The sequence below is a fragment of the Phenylobacterium sp. T106 genome, assembly GCF_057219735.1.
In genome coordinates this window covers 1-19,120 of the sequence record NZ_JBXVWA010000001.1, presented here as the reverse complement: position 1 = coordinate 19,120, position 19,120 = coordinate 1, and the positions used below count along the sequence as shown (strand labels likewise).

The window sequence follows — 19,120 nt, the reverse complement described above, 5'->3', positions numbered from 1 at the left end:
GATGATCCGTGTACTCGCCATGATCACCGTCGCCGGCTTCGTGCTCTCGGTGGCCAGCTTCGCCGGCGCCCTCGCCATCGGCGGCCCCGAGGCCGTCTCCCGCGGCGGCTGGCAGGTCCTGTCCGGCGACTGGGATTGGGACTGGGACAACGACCGCCACCACGGCCGCCACGACGGCGACTGGGACCGAGGCTGGGACGCGGGCGGCCCGCAGGCCACCCGGACCCTGGCCTGGAGCGGCGCCGACCGGCTCGACATCGACCTGCCCGCCGACGTCCGCTACGTCCAGGCGCCCGGCGCCGGCAGCGTGGTGGTCACCGGACCGCAGCAGGCCGTCGACCGCGTGGTGGTGAGCGGCGACTCGATCCGCTACGAGCACCGCCGCCACGGACGCCACCCGCGTCTCACCATCGTCGTCACGGCGCCGGCCGTCACCAGCTTCGACGTGTCCGGCTCCAACCACCTCGCCATCGAGAACTACCGGCAGCCCCGGCTGGACCTCGACGTCTCGGGCGCCGCCGACGTAACGGCGAGCGGCGAGGTCGACGAGCTCAAGGTCGATCTGTCGGGCTCGGGCGACCTCGACCTGGGCGCGCTGCGCACCCGGCGGGCCGACGTGGAGGTCTCCGGCGCCGCCGACGCGACCATCGCGCCGACCGACCAGGCGCGCATCGAGATTTCCGGGATGGGCGACGTGCGCCTGCTGACCAATCCCCGGAGCCTGGAGACCGAGATCTCGGGCGCGGGGAAGATCCGCCAGCAGGCGGCCTCGTCGCCGTCCCCAAGCCCTTCCCCGTCGCCCTCCCCCAAGCCCTGAGCGCCGACGGTTTCCTCCTGGCCCGGGTGCGCAACGTCGCCCCCGGGCCTCTTTTTTGTCAGCCTTCCCCGGGAGCCATGGCGGCGGCGCTACGCCGGCACGAACCTCAGCGCCACGCCGTTGTTGCAGTAGCGCAGGCCCGTCGGCCGCGGTCCGTCCTCGAACACGTGGCCCTGGTGGCCCAGGCACTGGGCGCAGTGGTACTCGGTCCGCGCCACGCCGATCTTGTAGTCCGTCTTGGTGCCCAGCGCGCCCGGCAGCGCCCGGTAGAAGCTGGGCCAGCCGGTCCCGCTCTCGTACTTGGTGACGCTCGAGAACAGCGGCAGGTCGCAGCCCAGGCAGACATACGTCCCCTTGCGCTTCTCCTTGAGCAGCGGGCTCGTGCCCGGCCGCTCGGTGTCCTCGTGACGCAGCACCAGATAGCTCGCGGGCGGCAGGCGCTTGCGCCATTCGGCGTCGCTGATCCGGCGGAAGGCGGAGTTGGCGTAGGCGTCCTTGGCGGCGGCCTCGGCGGCGAGCGGCGCGGCCAGGGCGACGGCGGAGGCGGCGGCCAGGAAATGTCTGCGGTCGGTGTGCATGACCCGAATACGTGCGCCTCACGGCCCCAGTTTCAAGTCCGCTGAGCGCATGAACCCGATAACCACGCGTTCCCCCATCTCCTTGTCATCCCGGTTTCCTGGCCGCCGCAGGCGTCCATTGAACCGCGGAGGACGCAGAGAAGAACGCAGAGCGCGCAGAGGCCTCCGCGCCCTCCGCGCATCCTCCGCGACCTCTGCGGTTAGAGGGGCGGCTCCACCGGCCTCACGCCCCACACCCTTGCGCGCGTCACGCCTCCCGGACGTAGCGCACGTCCGGCGTCTTCTCCTCGTTCCCCGCCCCGTCCGTGAATTCCGCCGCCCGGAAGCCCCGCGCCTCGTAGAACGCGCGCGCCCGGGCGTTCTGCTGGAAGGTCCAGAGCTGACGCGGCCGGCCGTCGGCCAGGACGGCCGCCAGCAGGGCGGCGCCGATCCCGCGCCCGTGCTGCTCGGGATGCACGTACAGCTGGTCGATCCAGCCTTCGGAGCAGGCGACGTAGCCCACGGCCTCGCCGTCCAGCTCGGCCACGGTCACCGCGTGCGCCGGCAGGACCGTCTGCGCCATCCAGCCCTGCGCCTCCTCGACGGTGTGCAGCTGCGGCAGGAAGGTCAGCGTCCGCATCGCCAGGATGTGGATCCTGCCCAGGGCCGGCGCGTCGGCGGGCGTCGCCGGCCGCAGGATCACAGCCCGGCGTCCTCCGGCAGGCCCAGCATCAGGTTCAGGTTCTGCACCGCCGCGCCCGACGCCCCCTTGCCCAGGTTGTCGAGGATCGCCACCAGCCGCGCCTGCGCCCCGTCGGCGCTGCCGAAGACGAACAGCTTCATGCGGTTGGTGCCGTTCAGCGCCTGGGGATCCAGCGCCGCCACGTAGCCCGCCGCCCCTGCCCGCGTCTTCGCCAGCTCGGCGCACTCGGCTTCGCTCGCCACCTCGACGAAGGTCTCGCCGGCGTAGGCCGCCGCCAGCGCGCGGCGCAGGTCGGCCGGCGCCGGCTTGCCCGGCAGCGCCCAGAGCTGCAGCGGGACCTCCACCAGCATGCCCTGCGCATAGCGCCCCACCGAAGGCGCGAAGACCGGCGCGTGCGCCAGGCCCGTGTGCGTCCGCATCTCCGGCAGGTGCTTGTGCGCCAGCGAATAGCCGTACGCCCGGAAGGCGTCGTTCGTGCCCGCCGGCGCGGGCCGGTCCTCGAACTCGCCGATCAGCCCCTTGCCGCCGCCCGAGTACCCGGAGACGGCGTTCACGGTCAGCGGGAAGTCCGCCGGCACGAGGCCCGCCGCCACCAGCGGCTTCACCAGCCCGATGAAGCCGGTCGGATAGCAGCCCGGGTTCGACACCCGCGTCGAGCGCCGGATCGCGTCCCGCTGCCCCCGGTCCATCTCGGCGAAGCCGTACGCCCAGTCCGGCGCCACCCTGTACGCGGTCGAGGCGTCCACCACCTTGACCGTGTTGGAGCGGACCATGCCCACGGCCTCGCGCGCCGCGTCGTCCGGCAGGCACAGCACCACCGCGTCGACGCCGTTCAGCAGCTCGGCGCGCGCGTCGGCGTCCTTGCGCCGGGCGGGATCGATCGAGACCACCTCGACGCCGTCATGCCGCGCCAGGCGCTCGCGGATCTGCAGCCCCGTCGTGCCGGCTTCGCCATCGATGAAGACTGTGTGGGCCATGGCGGCCTCCGAGCGATGAAAGGACAAAGAGAAAGGGCGCTCCGGTTGCCCGAAGCGCCCTCCAAACGCGAGTTATCGCGCGCTGGCTTAGCGCTTCGAGAACTGGAAGCTGCGTCGGGCCTTGGCCTTGCCGTACTTCTTCCGCTCGACGACGCGCGGGTCGCGGGTCAGGAAGCCGTGCGGCTTCAGCACCGAGCGCAGGCCGGGCTCATAGTAGGTCAGCGCCTTGGCGATGCCGTGGCGGATCGCGCCGGCCTGGCCCGAGAGGCCCGAGCCTTCCACGGTCACGTCGACGTCGAACTGACCCATGCGGTCGGCGATCTCGAGCGGCTGGGCGATCATCATGCGCAGCACCGGGCGGGCCAGGTAGACCTCCTGATCGCGGCCGTTGATCGTGATCTTGCCCTTGCCGGGCTTGATCCAGACGCGGGCGACGGCGTTCTTGCGCTTGCCGGTGGCGTAGCTGCGGCCCTGCGCGTCGCGCTTGGGCTCACGGACCACGGCCTCTTCGGCTTGCGTCCCGAGGCCCTTCAGGGCGTCGAAGCCGGTGGCTTGGGTGTTGGCTTCGCTCATCACGCGCTCCGCACGTTCTTGGCGTTCAGGTCGGCGAACGCGATGGTCTCGGGGTTCTGCGCCGCGTGCGGGTGCTCCGGCGAGTTGTAGATGCGCAGGTGCGTCATCTGCTTGCGGGCCAGCGGGCTCTCCTTCGGCAGCATGCGCTCGACGGCCTTCTGCAGGACGCGCTCGGGATACTTGCCGCCCAGGATCTGGGCCGGGGTCCGCTGCTTCACGCCGCCCGGGTGGCCGGTGTGCCAGTAGTAGACCTCGTCGGTGGCCTTCTTGCCGGTGAACTTCACCTTGTCGGCGTTCACGACGACGACGTAGTCGCCGCAGTCGACGTGCGGGGTGTAGTCAGGCCGGTGCTTGCCGCGAAGGCGCATCGCGATGAACGAAGCGAGGCGGCCGACCACGGCGTTCTCGGCGTCCACCACGATCCACTTCTTCTCGACCTCGGCGGGCTTCAGCGAAGCCGTGGTGCTCTTCAGCATGAGGGACGATCCAATGAACCTTGCGCGGGACCGCTGGACTGCGCCCCCGACAGTGAGGCGCGGCTTATGCCGAATGCCCCGCCCCATGTCAACCGAGAGCGGTAGGCCAGAGTTCTTCTAACCTACTGTTCTTTCTATAGATTTTGCATCCGGTAATATAATACCACATCTTTTCCGCTGTCATCCCGGCCGAAGGGAAGCGGAGAGCCGGGACCCATAGACTCCGCGGCTCAGGACCAACCCCGCCGCCAACGCCGCGCACCACCCTCGACCACAGGCGCGTATGGATCCCGGTCTTCCGCTCCGCGGAAACCGGGATGACAACCCAGGACCAACCCCGCCGCCAACCCTCGACCGCAGGCGTCTTCCGCTCCGCGCAAACCGGGATGACAACCCACGTACTAGACCCGCCGCACCCGCCAGGCGAACGCCACGGCGAGGCCCAGCAGGGCCGCCGCGGTCAGCTGGTGCACGATGGAAAGCCCCAGCGGCGCGCCCGCCATCAGGGTCGCGACCCCCAGGACCGCCTGCACGACCACCAGGCCCGCGACGCCGGCCGCCAGCAGCTTCGAGGTGCGCGCGAGGTAGGGCGTGCGCCAGGCGCTGACCGCCATCGCGACCGCGACCAGCGTCAGGACATAGGCCACGAGCCGGTGGTGCAGCTGCGTCGCGCCCTGGCTGTGCGCCAGCGTCGCCCAGATCCCGCCGGCCCAGTAGTCGTCCGGCAGCAGCGCGCCGTTCATCAGGGGCCAGTCGTTGTAGACCCGGCCCGCGTCGTTGCCGGCCACCAGGGCGCCCAGCAGTATCTGCAGGTAGATCAGGCCCAGCAGCCCCGCGGCCAGCCGGCCCCAGGGACTGGGCAGGGTCTGGCGCGCCGCCCCGGCCCAGCAGTCGAACGCGGTCCAAAGCAGCGCGCCCAGCAGGGCGAACGCGAGCCCCAGGTGGACCATCAGCCGCTCGGGCGCCACCGAGACGCGCTCCGACAGCCCGCTCGCCACCATCCACCACCCGATCGCCCCCTGGGCGGCGCCCAGCAGGAAGATCACCCCCAGGCGCACCAGCAGCCGCCGCGGCAGCTGCCGCCGGAACGCGAACACCGCGAACGGGACGGCGAAGGCCAGGCCCACCAGCCGGCCCAGGAACCGGTGCGACCACTCCCACCAGTAGATGAACTTGAACTCGGCGAGGTTCATCCCGGCGTTCAGCTGCGCGTACTGCGGGATCTGCTTGTAGCGCTCGAACTCGGCGTTCCAGTCGTCGGCGCCCAGCGGCGGGATCGCGCCCGTCACCGGCTTCCACTCGGTGATCGAGAGGCCGGAATCCGTTAGCCGGGTCGCCCCGCCCACGACGATCATCCCCAGCACCAGGGCCGCCACGACGAACAGCCAGATGGCCACCGGCTTGGAGCGGTCGGAACTCAGGAAGGAGATCATGGCCTCGGGGGGAAGCGGACGTTTCTCGGATGCGGCGTCCCTTTAGCGGGCTTACGCCGCCGCGGCGAGCGCTCTATGTGGAGGCCATGTCCCCTCGCCTGCGCAAGTTCGTCGGAATGCTCGCGATCCTGGCGTTCCTGTTCGTCTACATCATCGTGGCGGTCACCGTCGGCGAGCGCCTGCCCTCGCACTGGGCCGCCCAGCTCGTCTTCTACGCCCTCGCCGGGATCCTCTGGTGGGTCCCGCTCGCCCCGCTGATCCGCTGGATGGAACGCCGGGGCTGACCTAAGCTCGGCCGTTCGTCCCGGAGGCCACATGCGGTTCCTGCTCGCCCTCATCCTCCTTGTCTCGGCGCCCCTGCCCGCGCTGGCGGCCCAGGCGGCCCGGCTCAAGGTCACGGTGCTCTCGACCATGATGGCCGACCAGGGGGTGGGCGAATGGGGCTACGCCGCCCTGGTCGAGGTGGACGGCCGGAAGATCCTCTACGACACCGGCGCGCGTCCCGAGACCGTCCTCGCCAACGCCCGCGAGCTGAAGATCGACCTGTCCGACGTGGAGGACGTCGTCCTCAGCCACCATCACGGCGACCACACCGGCGGCTTCCTGGTGCTGCGCAAGGCGCTGGCGGCGCGGAACCCCAAGGCGTTGACCCGCGTGCATGTGGCCGAGGGCTTCTTCCTGGCGGGCGGACAGGGCTACCGGCCGGCGATCCCCAGGTTCCACGCGGACCTGGAGGCCGCCGGCGCCGCCTTCATCGTGCACAAGGGCCCCGTGGAGATCGCGCCGGGCGTCTGGCTGACGGGACCGGTCCCGCGTGAGACCGGCGAGAAGAACTATCCGCTGGGCTGGAGGCTGGCCGGCGGCGGCGAGGACGACGTGCCCGAGGACATGGCCATGGTGTTCGACACCGCCGAGGGCGTCGTGGCCCTCTCCGGATGCGGCCACGCCGGGGTGGTCAACATCGTCCGCCGGGCCCGGTCCATCGCCGGCGGCAAGCCGTTGCTGGCGCTGATCGGCGGCCTGCACACCTTCGCCCTGAACGACGAGCGGCTGGATTGGACGGGGGCCGAGCTGAAGGCCGCGGGCGTCCGCTACATGCTGCTGGGCCACTGCACCGGCATCGAGGCCACCCTGCGCCTGCGCCAGGCCACCGGCCTCACCCGCCGCACCGCCGCCTACGGGGCCACGGGAGCGACCTACGAACTGGGCAAGGGCATCGACGCACGGCCGATCGCGGGGTGAACGGGCGGGACGGCCCGAACCTCAGCGAGTCCGCCCGTCGAAGATGACGCGGAACCTCCACCGGCGGTCCGGGGGCGGCGCCGCGCCTGGGATTTCGGGTCCCGCGGTCATCCAGCCCTTCTCGGCCATCCTTACGGCCGCAAACTCGAATCCGTAGCCAGGTGTGGAGACATCGAGGACGGTGCAGTCCTTCAGCCGTCCACGCTCGTCGACCCGGCAGTCCATGTTGACGACGCCCGTAGCGCCCACGCGCGCGGCTCGTTCAGGGTAGTACGGCCCGGCCGCGCCGAGCCGGGCGAAGGCCTTGTCGCGCCTGTAGATTGCCTCACGGAACGGGGGTTCGGCGTGTGGCAGCACGAAGCGCATGGTCAACCGGGCGCCATCGGGCTGAAGGCTCGACGCCCCCTGGCACGGGCGTGTCCCCTGAAGGCTGCCGACCAGCGACAGCGCGGCCGCCCCGAACCCATGCCCGGCCGGCGTCTCGCCGACGACCGAGCAGTCGACCATCCGGCCGTCCTCTTCGGAGCGACACGCGAGCGTCGCGCGGCCTTCGACGCCAGTCTGGCGGGCCGTCTTGGGATAGGCCTCGGCCAGCTCCGAAGCCGTTGGCGTTCGAACCCATCCCGGCGGTTCGCAGTCGGCGGCTGCGGCCTCGCCGGCGACGCAGGCCACGCCCGCCGCCAAGGCCGCCAACTTTCCCGTTGCCCTCATCCGCGCTTCCGCTAGAAGACGCGCCTCGCCGCCTGGCCAGCGGAGCGTGGCGCAGCTTGGTAGCGCACTTGACTGGGGGTCAAGGGGTCGCAGGTTCAAATCCTGTCGCTCCGACCAGCGGCCGGCGGCGAGATACCCTTAGGAAACAGGTGATTGTGGCGTCGCGCCCTCTCCGGGCGACCTGTGCGTAAGCGGCGATCCTTACGCTTCAGGTAACGGCGGATGTGAGAATCCAAACGTGCACTTTCGCATTTGACAGTGCGCCATGAGCGGAAGTTGGCTTCGCCCCGAAAAGCGGACGTTTCCCCTGGCCCACCGGTCCGCGCAATGCGCAGGCGGTGTCGCTGAGTTAGGCAGCGGGAAAGCGATGGCGCTCGAAGGACAGCGGCTTGTGCAAAGGCGCCCCCAGCGGCGGCCCCTTCCTGCCCAAACTGGAGACATTTTGCCGCTAGACTGCCAGCACCCTCTCAGCTGCTTATCAGGCTAGGGGAGCCTCGAGCACGGCGGCGGAGGCGGTAGTAAAGCAGCCCAGCCGCCAGCCAGCCGGCCAGCAGCACATAGGGCCGCCAGTCGGAGGTGATCCCGACCGACGCGATGACCGCCGCGGCGATCATGCCCAGGACCGACAGCGTCCGCACGGTCGTCCGCCCGAACCGCAGCCGCGCCTGCGCGTGGATCTCGGGATGACGCCGGGCCACGTTGTAGGCCGCGAGGCACGAGCCGAGGTACTTCATCATCGTCGGGATGTTTACCGCCAGCAGCAGGAACAGCAGGCTGGACGGGAGGAATAGGCCCAGGCAGCAGGCCGCGAAGGCCACGATCGTCGCCACGTGCGGCGTTCCGAACCGCGGATGGATCCGGCCGAGCGGCGCAGGCAGCACGCCGGCGCGGCCCATGGCGTAGAGGAACCGCGCGAACACCAGGAACACCGCGTTCATCGACTTGGCGAGCGCCAGTACGGCGGCCGTCACGATCACCGGCGCCGCCCAGCCGCCGAGCGCCGCCTCGGCCGCCGTCAGCAGCGGGGCGTCGCTGGCCGCGAGCCCCTCGGCGCCCACCAGCGACAGCGCCGTGAACGCGATGGCGAGGTAGACGGCCACCGTCAGCAGCAGCGCGAGCCCCAGGGCCAGCGGCACGACCCGCTTCGGATCGGCCACCTCCTCGCCCACCTCGGTGGTGGTTTCGATACCCAGGAACAGCTGGATCATCAGGGGCAGCGCCGCGACGATGGGAACCCAGCCCACGCCGACCGAGTCCGCGACGAGCTGCGGCTTCAGGTGGGGCGCGCCCGCGGCCACGAACACGGCGAACACCCCAAGCAGCAGCAGCATCATCACCGTCTGCGCCCGGGCCGCTATGGCCACGCCCAGGTAGTTCAGCGCGAACACCGCCAGGAACAGGACGAACATCACGGGCTTGCCCGGAACGGGCGCCACCTTGCCGAGGTAGTTCACCAGCACCGTGCCCAGCACGATCATCACCACGGCGTTCGACAGGATCCGCAGCCAGACGATCCCGAAGGCGATCAGCGGGTGGGTGAACTGCCGTTGCCACTCGAAGGAGGCGGCGGTGCGCGGCACGGCCGAGGCCATGTAGGCGTAGACCAGCCCGAACAGCACCATCGGCAGCGCCGCCAGCAGGCACGCCGCCAGGATGCCCTCGCGGCCCACCTGCGCCGCCGGTCCCAGCACCGAGAAGATCGAGGCGCCGATGGCCGTCCCTGCCCCCAGCATGACGAGGTCGATCAGGCGGACGCCGTGGCGGAGCTGGTCGGTCATGGGTCCCCTAGAAGCGGCAGGCGTTGTCGGGCGTGTTCGGATCGCGCGACCAGCGATAGCCCTCCGCCGGCGCGCCGCGCGGCAGGTAGCTCACGGTCGTCGTGGCGTCGCCGCGCCGCAGGGTGAGGATCAGCGGCCGCGTCTCGTCCTTGCGCACCTCGCTGATGTCGCTCGCCTCGACGATGACGTCGCCGTTGCGCACGCCCGCCTGGTCGGCCGCCGAGCCGGGCTCCAGGTCGCGCACCACGCGGTCGTCGTTCAGGGAAGCCCGCGCGAAGCCCAGCTGGAACGGCCGCACCGCCTGCGGCTGCACGACGAGGCACGGCGCATACAGCCCGGACGGCGGGATCAGCAGGTCGCCGCGCACCATCCGTTCGTATCCGGCCGTGGCCGCCACCGGCCCGATCTCGGCCCCCACGAGCTCCAGCCACTGCGCGACGCCATAGGGCCCGCCGGCGTCCTGGCGCCGGCGCATCGCCTTGGCGAGGTCGTCCAGGCTGCGCCGGCCGCCCGAGGCCTCCCGCACCGCCGCGTCCACCTGCTGCAGGTAGAGCCAGCCCCGGCCGTACGGCACGGTCTGCGCCACGGGATCCGTCCAGAACCTCTTCGCCGCTTCGGGGCTCGAGGCGCGCACGTAGGGGTTCGAATAGTAGGCCGTCGCGCGCTCGTTGAAGGTCTCCAGCAGCCGTCCCGTGCTGATCGCCCCCGCGCGCCACGACAGCACGGTCGAATAGTACTCGGCCATGCCTTCCGAGTACCAGGCGGTCTCCCCGTGATCGCCCTGCATCCCCGGCCAGGTGTGGGCCATCTCGTGAGCCAGGAGCCCCTGCAGGCTGTCGACCGTGGGCTTCGCCGGCAGGTGGTAGCCGAACATGAACGACCGTGCGAGGCCGGTGCCGCCCGTGCCCTTGTAGGGATTCTGCCGCGCGAAGACCCGGTAGCTCCCGCCCCTGTCGCCGAAGAAGGCCGCCATGCCGCCGTAGAGGGCCTTCAGCTTGGCGCCCAGCTCGTTGGGGTCGAATGGCGGCTCGGACAGCCAGTAGACGTCGAAGCCCGAGCCGGGGTCCGGCGGATAGGATTTCAGCGGCCCCACGTAGTAGTAGCTGAACTGCAGCACGTCGGAGGGGATCACCGTCTCGACGGTCCCCTCGCCCAGCGACCACACGCCGCGCGACCCCTTGGGGGCCGCCGACAGGTCCCAGCTCAGCCGGACCCGCCAGGGTCCAGGCGCGGCCGGGGCGGCGAAGAAGCCGTTGCCCGAGCCGGCGAAGCCGCCGTTCTCCTCGCGCAGGTCGAACAGCGGGCCGTTGTTGGTGGCCGCCGTCACCCGTCGGGGCGGCGCGCGGTAGCTCACCACCACGTCCCCGGCGCTCGCCCGGCCCACGATCCAGCGGCGGTAGACCCCCTGCGGCGTCGGGGGCTCTTCGGCCTGCGACAGCGGGATCGGTCCCCGGTCGTCGCGCGCCTGGACGGCGTCCGCCGGCCACGGCGGCGTCGGGATGCCCACCAGCCGGATCGGCAGCCGCACCAGCGGATCGCCGGCCTTCAGCCCCGGCGCCTCCAGGGTCATCCGGACGCCGAGATGGCTGCCCTCGCCGCCGGTGGCGTGCGGCGTCAGCACCACGTCCAGCCGCTTCGGGGGCTCGGCCGCCGCGGCCCCCGTCCCGAGCACGACGGCCACCAGCCCCGACAGGATCGCCCCGGCGAGCCTCACGGCGCGGCCTTCGTCACCGGCGGCGGCGACGCGAACGGCCGGATCGCCAGGTGCTCGTAGATCTCCGCCGGGTAGTAGGCCACCCCGCCGACCATCGTCATGCGGGTCTTCCTCAGCGCCGAGATGTTCGCCACCGGGTCGCCGTCCACCAGGATCACGTCGGCCAGCTTGCCGCGTTCGATGCTGCCCGCCTCGTGGTCGCGCCGGAAATAGCGTTCGGCGCCCAGGGTGCCCAAATAGAGCGCCCGGCCGGCGGGGATGCCCGCCGCGACATAGACCTCCATCTCCCGCAGGCTGGAGAACCCCGTGCCGTCGTCGGTGCCCGGCAGCAGCTGGATGCCCGCGTCGTCCAGCATCTTCAGCACCTCGAGCACCTTGCGGTAGCCGGCCTGGTAGTCGGCGTCGTCCTGCGGCGTGCGGATCGTGACGAAGCTGCGCCTGCGGTAGCGCTGGTAGCCGATCGGCACATGGTCCAGGTACGGCTGGTCGCCCGCCTGCACCTGGCCCGCGCGCGAGAGCATCAGGCGCTCCAGGATCATCGCCGTGGTGTCCAGCGCGGTCCCGCGGGTCTTCATCAGCCGCACGGTCGACTGGACGCGCTCGGACCTCAGGTCCAGGTCCTTGCCGCGCGCCATGCCGGTCAGCCGCAGGGGCGTGCGGGTGTCCTCCTTGGGGTCCAGGATCCAGCCCAGCATCAGCTGGTTGATGTGGGCGATGTCGTCGTAGCCGTCCCGGATCACCCGGTCGGGCGACGAGAAGGCCGGCACGTGGCCCGTTACCCCCATCCCGAGCCGCTTGGCCTCGGCCGCCACGGGGGCCACCCAGTCGGGGTTGAAGCTGTTGTAGATCTTGACCTGCCAGTAGCCGTGGTCGGCGTACCAGCGGACCCGAGCGAGCGCGTCCTCCAGCGTGTCCGACACGAACCCCAGCCGCGCCGAATAGGGGCTGCGGCCCTCCAGGAACCCGTTGCGCACGATCCGCGGGCCCGCCAGCCGGCCGGCGGCCAGCCCGTCCAGCATGGACAGCAGCTCTTCGTTGTCGTTGCCCTGGTCGCGGGTCGCGGTCACCCCGGCCGCGAGGTTGAACAGGTTGGACGACAGGCTGGTGTGCGAGTGCATGTCGTGCAGGCCGGGCATCAGCGTCCCGCCCTGCCCGTCGATCACCGCCTCGCCCTTCGGCGGCGGGCCTGGCGTGTCGTTGGCGAGCACGCCGGTGATGCGGTCCTTGAACACCACCACGGTCTTCAGGTCGGCGCTCAACGTCATCGACACCGGATCGAAGACGCGCACGTTGCGGATCCGCACCGGCCCGCCGAAGCGATGCGCCAGCTTCGCCTGCGCCTCTTGCGCCCGCGCCAGGCTGATCTCGCGCTTCAGGGCGTCCAGCTTGGGGACCTCGGCCTCGTACCCCTCGCGGATCAGGCCGCCCACCGCGAACAGCTCGCCCTTTCCGTCCACCAGGATGTAGTCCGGGGCCAGGTCGATGCCGGCCAGTTCGTAGACGGTGACCGGGACCGCCAGCTTGCCCGCGCCCACGGTGGTCCGGCGCACCTCGCTCAGCCGCAGCTGTCCCGACGGCAGCACAGGCAGCGTGCGGCCGGGAGCCTTCAGCAGCGCCTTCACATAGACGCCCAGCATCCAGGGGCTGACGTCGTTGCCGATGTAGAGCAGCGGCCGGGGCGCGGAGACCCGGCCCTTGTCCGCCTGGCTGGTCCATTCGGCCTCGCCGGCGCGCCACGCGTAGCGCTCGGCCACGGGGCTGCCGAACAGGCTCTCGCCCTCGATGGTCCAGGCTACGGGCAGGCCCCCGGCGTCCGCCTCGATCGTCTCGCGGGCCTTGGGGCCGCGGCCGTTGTTCGAGACCGCGTAGTCGACCCGCGTCGTGCGCCCCTGCACGTCGGCGGTCAGATGGCCCACCTTCTCGCCGTTGGCGATGACGACGTACCTGTGGGTCGCCGCGAGCGCCGGCGCCGAGAGCGCGACGGCCAGGGCCAGGCCGGCTGCGACGGCGGTTCTAAGCGGCATGGATACGACCCCTCACGACCGCATCATCGTACCTTCGGGGTCGGGATTTTCTATTCGAACTGCTGGCGAGCGCCGTCGCGGGCGACAAGATCAATGCGGGACCCGAAGCGCCGTCGGCATAGCCTATGCCGCGGGAATTGGGCCGCGCCGCCAGAAGGAAAAGATTATCCGGCGGCCCCGGGCTAGCCTTCCCCCGGCGACGGAAACCAGGGGGCGGATATGGCCGGGATCACCAAGCGCGAGCTGCTGGGCGCCGGCGGCCTCGCCGTGGCGGCCGCGGGCGCGGCGAACGCCGCCGAGACCCTCCCGGGCGCCGGCGGCCCGTTCGTGAGCACGCATTCGGGCGTCTTCAACGGACGGAAGGTCGACTTCACCGCCACGGTCGGAGAGACGGTCGTCGCGGCCGCAGACGGCCGGCCCGGCGTGCGCTTCGTCTGCACGTCCTATGTGAAGGCCGGCGCCGACCCCGCCACCCGTCCGGTGCTGTTCGCCTTCAACGGCGGCCCGTCCAGCTCGTCCGCCACCCTGCACATGATGGCTCTGGGCCCCCGACGGCTCGTGGTCTCCCAGGATCCCAAGGTCCCCTCCGCCGGCGGCCTCGTCGACAACACGGAGACGGTGCTCGACGTGGCCGACCTGGTGTTCGTCGACCCGGCCGAGACCGGCTTCTCGCGCCTGCTGCCCGGCGGCGACCGGTCGCGCGTGTACTCGGTCGAGGGCGACGCCCAGTCGGTCTCCGACTTCGTGGCGGACTGGATCCGGGCGAACGGCCGCGAGGCTTCGCCGAAGTTCGTGCTGGGCGAGAGCTATGGCACCCTTCGCGCGGCCCTCATGGCCGGCCAGCTGGCCAAGGTGATGCCGCTCTCCGGCGTCTTCCTCTTCGGCCAGGCCGTCAACATGATCGAGACCAGCCAGCGCGCGAAGAACGCCCTGGCCTACGCCACCAATCTCACGGCGCTGGCCGCCGTCGCCGCCTACCACGGCCGGGCCCCGGCCTGGAAAGGCCGGTCCATGGGCGCCGTGGTGGACGCCGCCTACGCCTGGGGCATGAGCGAATACCTGCAGGCCCTCCTGCAGGGCCACGACCTGCCCGCCGCCAGGCGCCGCGAGGTCGCCGCGAAGCTTCAGGCGATGACCGGCGTCAGCGCCGACTACTACCTGCGGAACGATCTCCAGATCACCAAGATCGCCTTCCTGCGCGAGCTTCTCCCCGGCCAGGTGCTGGGCATGTACGACGCCCGCTACGTGGGTCCCGCGCCGGCCGGGCAGCGCGCGGCCGACCCCTTCGGCCCGGTGACCGCCGCGGTCGAGCCGGCCATGCTGGCGCACTACCGGGACCTCGGCGTCGCCCGGCCGGCTTCGGACTACCGGGCCCAGGCGCCGGAGACGAGCGGCTGGGCCTGGAACGGCACGCTGGGGCCGGGCGGCCCCTTCCTGGACTACGACTACCAGGCGCGCATCGGCCCCGCCTTCGCGGCCGATCCGAAGTTCCGGCTCATGATCGGCACCGGCATCTACGACCTGACGACCACGGTCGGCCCGGCCCGCTACCTCGTGACCAAGAGCGACTGGCCGCGCGAACGCGTGATCCAGCGCCAGTACGTGGGCGGCCACATGGCCTACACGCACGAGCCGTCGTTGAAGGCGTTCACCGGCGACATCCGCAGCTGGATCACCGGCGGGCGGTTCGCGCCCCAGGCGCTCTGAGGTGAGGGCCCTGCTCGCCGCCGCGGTCCTGGCGACCGCCGCCGCGACCGCCGTCGCCCAGCCAGCGGCCGAGGCCCCTGTGGTCACGCGCCACGCCATCACCATCGCCGGGCGGCCGCTGGCCTACACGGCCGAGACCGGCCGCATCGCCATCCGCGACCCGGGGACGGGCGAGACCAGGGGCTGGATGTTCTACATCGCCTACCGGGTCCCCTCGTCGAAGCCCCGCCCCCTCGCCTTCGTCTGGAACGGCGGCCCCGGCGCCAACTCGGCCACGCTGCACTTCGAGGTCGCCGGCCCGAAGCGGGGCGAAGTCGGCCGCCTCGTCGACAACGCCGACACCTGGCTGACCCACGCCGATCTGGTCTTCGTCGATCCCATCGGCACGGGCTTCAGCCGCGCGGCCCGCCCCGAGTACGCCCAGGGGTTCTACGGCACCTTGGGCGACGTGGCGTCGGTGACCGAGTTCGTCCGCGCCTGGCGCGCGCAGCACGCCGCCGAGGCCAACCCGCTCTACCTGATCGGCGAGAGCTGGGGCGCAGGCCGCGCCGCCAACGTCGGCCAGGCCCTGCTGGCGCGGGGTGTCCGGGTCGACGGCCTGGGGCTGATCTCCGGCGGAACCGGGCTCGCCCGCGGCGCCGCCGACCCGCCGATCGACCACCTGAGGGTCGTGGGATACGCGGTGACCGCCTTCCATCACGGCCGGCTTGCCCCGGACGTCGGACGCACGCCCGACGCCGTCCGCCGCGCCGCCGCGCGGTGGGCCCGCGACACCTACGGGCCGGCGCTGGCCCGGCGCGAGCAGCTGGACCCCGACGAGCGCGAGCACATCGCGGCGGGGTTGGCGCGCCTCACCGGCGTGCCGGCGGACCAGGTCGATCGCCGCACCCTCATGCTGACGCCGCGGCAGTTCCGCACCGCGCTCGGCGGCGACAGGCCGCTGAACGTCTTCGACATGCGCCGCGTCGACGAGCCGTCCGACCGCGCCGCGGACGCCATCCTGCGCTACCTGCGCGGCGACCTCGGGAATCGCACCGACCTGCCGTACGTGGGCCTCGAGGCCGAGCCGCCTGGCCCGGACGGCAAGCCCCCGCCCGGCGTCGGCGCGCGCTGGGACTACGCCACCGGCCCGGTCACCTCCGAGGCGCGCGAGAAGGCCTTCGCAGAGGCCGTCCGCACGGGGGCCGGCCCGCCGAAGCTCGGCCCGCCCCTGCCCGGCACGGCCGAGGCCGTGGCGCTGAATCCGAGGCTCAGGGTGCTCGTGGCCTCGGGCCTGTACGACAGCCTCGCGAACTGCGCCGGCGACGCCGAGATCGCGCGTCACCTCCCCGCGCCCCTGAAGGCCGCCATGACGTTCCGCTGCTATCCCGGCGGTCACATGATGTACCGCGACGCCGAAACCCGCGCGCGCTTCAGCCGCGACATCCGCGCCCTGGTGAGCGGGACCCTGCGCTGATCCATCGGCGCCACTAGCGCCGTCTCAGGTCGCGCATCTGGCGTCGGGCACGCCCGGGACCCGCGTCCATTGCCAGGCGTCCACGGTCTCGCCGCGCGGCAGGTAGGTCACCGGGAATGTCCGGCCCGCGCGGGTCACGCGCAGCGTCAGCATCCGCGCCTGGTCGCCCTGCACGCTGTCCATGGCGACCGAGTAGGTGACGACGTCGCCGTCCTGAAGTCCGGCCCTGGCGGCTTCCGAGCCCGGGACCAGGCCCCGGATGGTCTTCACGTCCCCCACCAGCGAGCGGGGGTGGAAGCCCAGGTCGAAGCGCCGGAACCTGCCCGTCGTGCGGCTGAAGCAGGGACCGAAGTCGCCGCTCTCGGGCAGCATAAGCCGGCCCGCCAGCATGTCCGCGTGCACGCGGCGTCCCTCCTCGCCCAGCTCCCGCGCCAGCAGCTCGACCCAGCCGCTCTCGGGCACGGTCTCGCCCGCGCGGCGTCGCCGGACCATCTCGCGGATCAGGTCGTCCAGCGATCGCCGGCCCTGGCTGGCCCGCCGGATCTTCCCGTCCAGCACGGCGAAGTACATCGCGCCCCGGTCGTACGGCAGCGTACGGATCCGGGTGTCCTCCCAGAACCGCGCGGCGATCTCGGCGTCCGGCGTGTCGTTCAGCGCATTGGTATAGTAGCGCCGGGCCGTGTCGTTGATGTCGTCCAGGTACTGCGCGGGCGTCAGCATGCCGGCGCGCATCGGCAACAGCGCCTGGTAGTGCACCGCGATCCCCTCGCCGTACCACTGGCCGCCAAGGCCCGAGGCGGTCCAGGTGTGGATCATCTCGTGCGCCAGGGTCCCCTTCAGCGCCTCGGGGTCCTTGGCCGTCTCGCCCCAGGTCAGCAGGAACGAGTTGGTCAGCGCCGCGCCGCCGCCGGCGTTTATGGGGTTGTAGCGCAGGACGACCCGGTAGGGCGGGGTCTCCGGGTCCTGGAAGAAGCCGCTCATCCAGCCGTGCAGGCGCGACGCCCATTCCATCAGCGGCCGCGGGTCGAACGGCGGGTCGCCCAGCCAGGCGGCGGAGAAGCCGGTCGCCGTCACCTTCGCCGGCGCGCGCCGCATGGGTCCGGCCATGAACAGGGTGCGGTGGAGCCGCTCCGCCGGCCCGGCGGGCAGCGTGACGTCGCCGTCGCCCAGGCTCGACATCGCGGTCGAGCCGGCCGGCATCCGGCTCAGGTCCCAGGACAGCGCCACCCGATAGGCCGTTCCGCCCTCGGGCAGCAGAATGAAGGTGTTGCCCACGCCCGAGACGCCGCCGCCTTCGGTCCGCAGGCCGTACGGCGGTCCCGAGCCCTTCCGGGGCGGCGTGTTGTCCACCGGCGCCCGGTAGGTCACGGTCACGTCCCCCTTCACCGCCCGCCCGGCCACCCAGCGGCGCGAGTAGGCGATCGCGACGGGGTCGTCCTTCACGCTCAGCGGGACCTCGCTCGCGGCGTCCGTGACCTTCAGCTCCGTCAGGGTCGCCGCCACGGTGTCGGTGTTCGCGATCACCAGGGGCAGCGTCAGCAGCGGCGCGCCCGCCGGAACGTCGACGTCGGGAATGGTCAGGCTCACCTCGACGAACGCCCGGCCGGCCGCCGCGTCGATCCCCCCGGGCTTCAGCACGACCCGAAGCTCCGGCTCCGCGGCTGCGGCCGCAGGCGCAGGGCCGAGCGCCACGGCCAGCGCCATCGACAACACGAGGCAGAACCCGCGCATCAGCCCGCCTCGTAGAGCGCCTTGGCGGCCGCGAGGTCCTGCACCACGTGACCCAGCGACTTGTAGACCGTGATCTGGTCGGCGGACTGGCGTCCCGGCAGGTCGCCCGCCAGCACCTGGCCGATCTCGCCTACCACGTGATCGTCGCCCACCAGGCCCGCGGCCTTGGCGTAGAGGAACTCGGCCCCCTGGGCGAGAACGCCCTCGCGGCTGTCGGCAATGAAGCGCGAACGGACCACCAGGTCGTGGTCGACCTCCGTCGGCCCGGGACCGCTGGAGCCCACCAGGTTCACGTGCGCGCCCGGCGCCACCCAGGCGCCGCGCAGGATCGGTTCGCGCGCATTGGTCACCGCCGTGATGATGTCGGCGTCCGCCACGGCGGCTTCGACGCTGTCGGCCGCGGCGACCGGAAGGCCCAGTTCCGCCCCCATCCTGGCCGCGAAGGCCGTCGCCCGCCCGGCGTCGCGGCCCCACACGGCGATCTTCGACAGCCGGCGCACCTTCGCGATCGCGCGCGCGTGCGTCGTCGCCTGCTCGCCGTAGCCCAGGATCGCCATCGCGGCCGCCTCGGGCCGGGCCAGCGCGTCCGTCGCCACGGCGCTCGCCGCCGCCGTCCGGATCGCCGTGATCTCGCCGGCGTGCGCCACGCAGACCGGCGCGCCGCTCTCGCCGTCGAACAGCACCACCACGCCCTGGTGCGACTGGACGCCCTTGGCGAAGTTGCCCGGGTAGACGCTGATCAGCTTGGCGCCGAACATCGCGCCCTCGCCCAGCGCGCCCGGCATGATCCCGAACACCCCCTTCGGCCCCAGCGGCAGGATCGAGCGGAGGTGCTGGCGCGTGACGCCCTTCGAGAAGGCGATCATCGCCTCCCGGACGAGCGGGATGCAGAGCTCGTAGGTGAGCTTCCGGGCCACCTCGTCCCGATCGATGATGCGCAAGCGCTCCTCCGTGCCTGGACCTCGGCGCGGGGACCCGCGCCGCGCGCAGCGTCGGGCCGGCGCGGCCGACCGGCAAGAGCCGGATGTGGGGGCCGCGGCGGCCCTCTGGCGGCCGCCGCGGCGGAGGCGCGGTCCGATATCCTGGACCGCGACGTTCTAGGGTGAAAACTCGATCAGCTTGTTGATGGTGTTTGCCAAATCGTGATTCAAGCTCTGCGGAGGTGGATCATGAGCAACGAATTCTGGTTCAGCGACGAGCAGTGGGCGAAGATCGAGCCGC

At 71.8% G+C, this 19,120-nt stretch carries 17 protein-coding genes and 1 tRNA gene; 6 read left to right on the top strand and 12 right to left on the bottom strand.

The genetic code is table 11. The features are described 5' to 3' along the window. Position 1 precedes the first annotated feature (1 nt). Positions 2-817 carry a GIN domain-containing protein gene (locus tag AC2D8W_RS00090; RefSeq protein WP_484669815.1) on the top strand — a complete coding sequence of 272 codons (816 nt, stop codon included), beginning with the start codon at positions 2-4 and terminating at the stop codon, positions 815-817. Positions 818-906: 89 nt separating this feature from the next. Here AC2D8W_RS00090 and msrB read toward each other — a convergent pair whose 3' ends face one another. The 6 genes from msrB to AC2D8W_RS00060 all read right to left on the bottom strand — a co-directional run bounded on the left by msrB (position 907) and on the right by AC2D8W_RS00060 (position 5,536). Next, on the bottom strand, positions 907-1,395 hold the full coding sequence (gene msrB, locus AC2D8W_RS00085) for a peptide-methionine (R)-S-oxide reductase MsrB (protein ID WP_484669814.1): 489 nt from the start codon (positions 1,393-1,395) through the stop codon (positions 907-909). A gap of 247 nt (positions 1,396-1,642) precedes the next feature. Then, positions 1,643-2,077, bottom strand: a complete 435-nt coding sequence (locus tag AC2D8W_RS00080) for a GNAT family N-acetyltransferase (RefSeq protein WP_484669813.1) — start codon at positions 2,075-2,077, stop codon at positions 1,643-1,645. Beyond that, a complete protein-coding gene (argC, locus tag AC2D8W_RS00075) occupies positions 2,074-3,054 on the bottom strand; it encodes an N-acetyl-gamma-glutamyl-phosphate reductase (RefSeq protein WP_484669812.1) in 981 nt (326 codons plus the stop codon). Before argC ends, AC2D8W_RS00080 begins: the two co-directional genes overlap by 4 nt. 87 nt (positions 3,055-3,141) lie before the next feature. After that, on the bottom strand, positions 3,142-3,627 hold the full coding sequence (gene rpsI / locus AC2D8W_RS00070; RefSeq protein ID WP_484669811.1) for a 30S ribosomal protein S9: 486 nt from the start codon (positions 3,625-3,627) through the stop codon (positions 3,142-3,144). Continuing rightward, positions 3,627-4,100 (bottom strand): 50S ribosomal protein L13, encoded by a 474-nt coding sequence (rplM, locus tag AC2D8W_RS00065; RefSeq protein WP_484670532.1) that lies wholly within the window; start codon positions 4,098-4,100, stop codon positions 3,627-3,629. The genes rpsI and rplM overlap by 1 nt, the downstream gene beginning before the upstream one ends. 404 nt (positions 4,101-4,504) lie before the next feature. Next, the gene (locus tag AC2D8W_RS00060) at positions 4,505-5,536 is read right to left on the bottom strand and encodes a COX15/CtaA family protein (protein ID WP_484669810.1); all 1,032 of its coding nucleotides are present in this window, start codon (positions 5,534-5,536) and stop codon (positions 4,505-4,507) included. A gap of 86 nt (positions 5,537-5,622) precedes the next feature. On the opposite strand from AC2D8W_RS00060, the gene AC2D8W_RS00055 reads away from it, so the two are divergent. Further along, a complete protein-coding gene (locus AC2D8W_RS00055) occupies positions 5,623-5,820 on the top strand; it encodes a DUF2842 domain-containing protein (RefSeq protein WP_484669809.1) in 198 nt (65 codons plus the stop codon). A gap of 31 nt (positions 5,821-5,851) precedes the next feature. Then, entirely contained in the window at positions 5,852-6,778 is a 927-nt protein-coding gene (locus tag AC2D8W_RS00050; RefSeq protein WP_484669808.1) for an MBL fold metallo-hydrolase, read from the top strand. A gap of 21 nt (positions 6,779-6,799) precedes the next feature. Here the strand turns inward: AC2D8W_RS00050 and AC2D8W_RS00045 are convergent, their stop codons facing one another. After that, the gene (locus AC2D8W_RS00045; RefSeq protein WP_484669807.1) at positions 6,800-7,462 is read right to left on the bottom strand and encodes a TonB family protein; all 663 of its coding nucleotides are present in this window, start codon (positions 7,460-7,462) and stop codon (positions 6,800-6,802) included. A gap of 67 nt (positions 7,463-7,529) precedes the next feature. Between AC2D8W_RS00045 and AC2D8W_RS00040 the strand changes: the two genes are divergently transcribed. Continuing rightward, positions 7,530-7,606 (top strand) — tRNA-Pro (locus AC2D8W_RS00040). A gap of 350 nt (positions 7,607-7,956) precedes the next feature. Here AC2D8W_RS00040 and AC2D8W_RS00035 read toward each other — a convergent pair. From AC2D8W_RS00035 to AC2D8W_RS00025, 3 genes are read right to left on the bottom strand one after another with little or no spacing between them, the layout of a single operon-like run. Further along, positions 7,957-9,267: an APC family permease gene (locus AC2D8W_RS00035; RefSeq protein ID WP_484669806.1), complete on the bottom strand. Its 1,311-nt coding sequence runs from the start codon at positions 9,265-9,267 to the stop codon at positions 7,957-7,959. Positions 9,268-9,274: 7 nt separating this feature from the next. Then, a complete protein-coding gene (locus AC2D8W_RS00030; protein WP_484669805.1) occupies positions 9,275-10,981 on the bottom strand; it encodes a M61 metallopeptidase family protein in 1,707 nt (568 codons plus the stop codon). Beyond that, entirely contained in the window at positions 10,978-13,005 is a 2,028-nt protein-coding gene (locus tag AC2D8W_RS00025) for an amidohydrolase family protein (protein ID WP_484669804.1), read from the bottom strand. The genes AC2D8W_RS00030 and AC2D8W_RS00025 overlap by 4 nt, the downstream gene beginning before the upstream one ends. Before the next feature lie 219 nt (positions 13,006-13,224). Here AC2D8W_RS00025 and AC2D8W_RS00020 point away from each other — a divergent pair, with 219 nt between their 5' ends. Together AC2D8W_RS00020 and AC2D8W_RS00015 are read left to right on the top strand one after the other, a co-directional pair. Continuing rightward, entirely contained in the window at positions 13,225-14,712 is a 1,488-nt protein-coding gene (locus tag AC2D8W_RS00020; RefSeq protein WP_484669803.1) for a S10 family peptidase, read from the top strand. A gap of 1 nt (position 14,713) precedes the next feature. Beyond that, on the top strand, positions 14,714-16,168 hold the full coding sequence (locus AC2D8W_RS00015) for a S10 family serine carboxypeptidase-like protein (RefSeq protein ID WP_484669802.1): 1,455 nt from the start codon (positions 14,714-14,716) through the stop codon (positions 16,166-16,168). Between the two features lie 24 nt (positions 16,169-16,192). Here AC2D8W_RS00015 and AC2D8W_RS00010 read toward each other — a convergent pair whose 3' ends face one another. Together AC2D8W_RS00010 and AC2D8W_RS00005 are read right to left on the bottom strand one after the other, a co-directional pair. Next, on the bottom strand, positions 16,193-17,899 hold the full coding sequence (locus AC2D8W_RS00010) for a M61 metallopeptidase family protein (protein WP_484669801.1): 1,707 nt from the start codon (positions 17,897-17,899) through the stop codon (positions 16,193-16,195). Then, the gene (locus AC2D8W_RS00005) at positions 17,899-18,840 is read right to left on the bottom strand and encodes an ornithine cyclodeaminase family protein (protein ID WP_484669800.1); all 942 of its coding nucleotides are present in this window, start codon (positions 18,838-18,840) and stop codon (positions 17,899-17,901) included. The genes AC2D8W_RS00010 and AC2D8W_RS00005 overlap by 1 nt, the downstream gene beginning before the upstream one ends. Positions 18,841-19,120 lie beyond the last annotated feature (280 nt).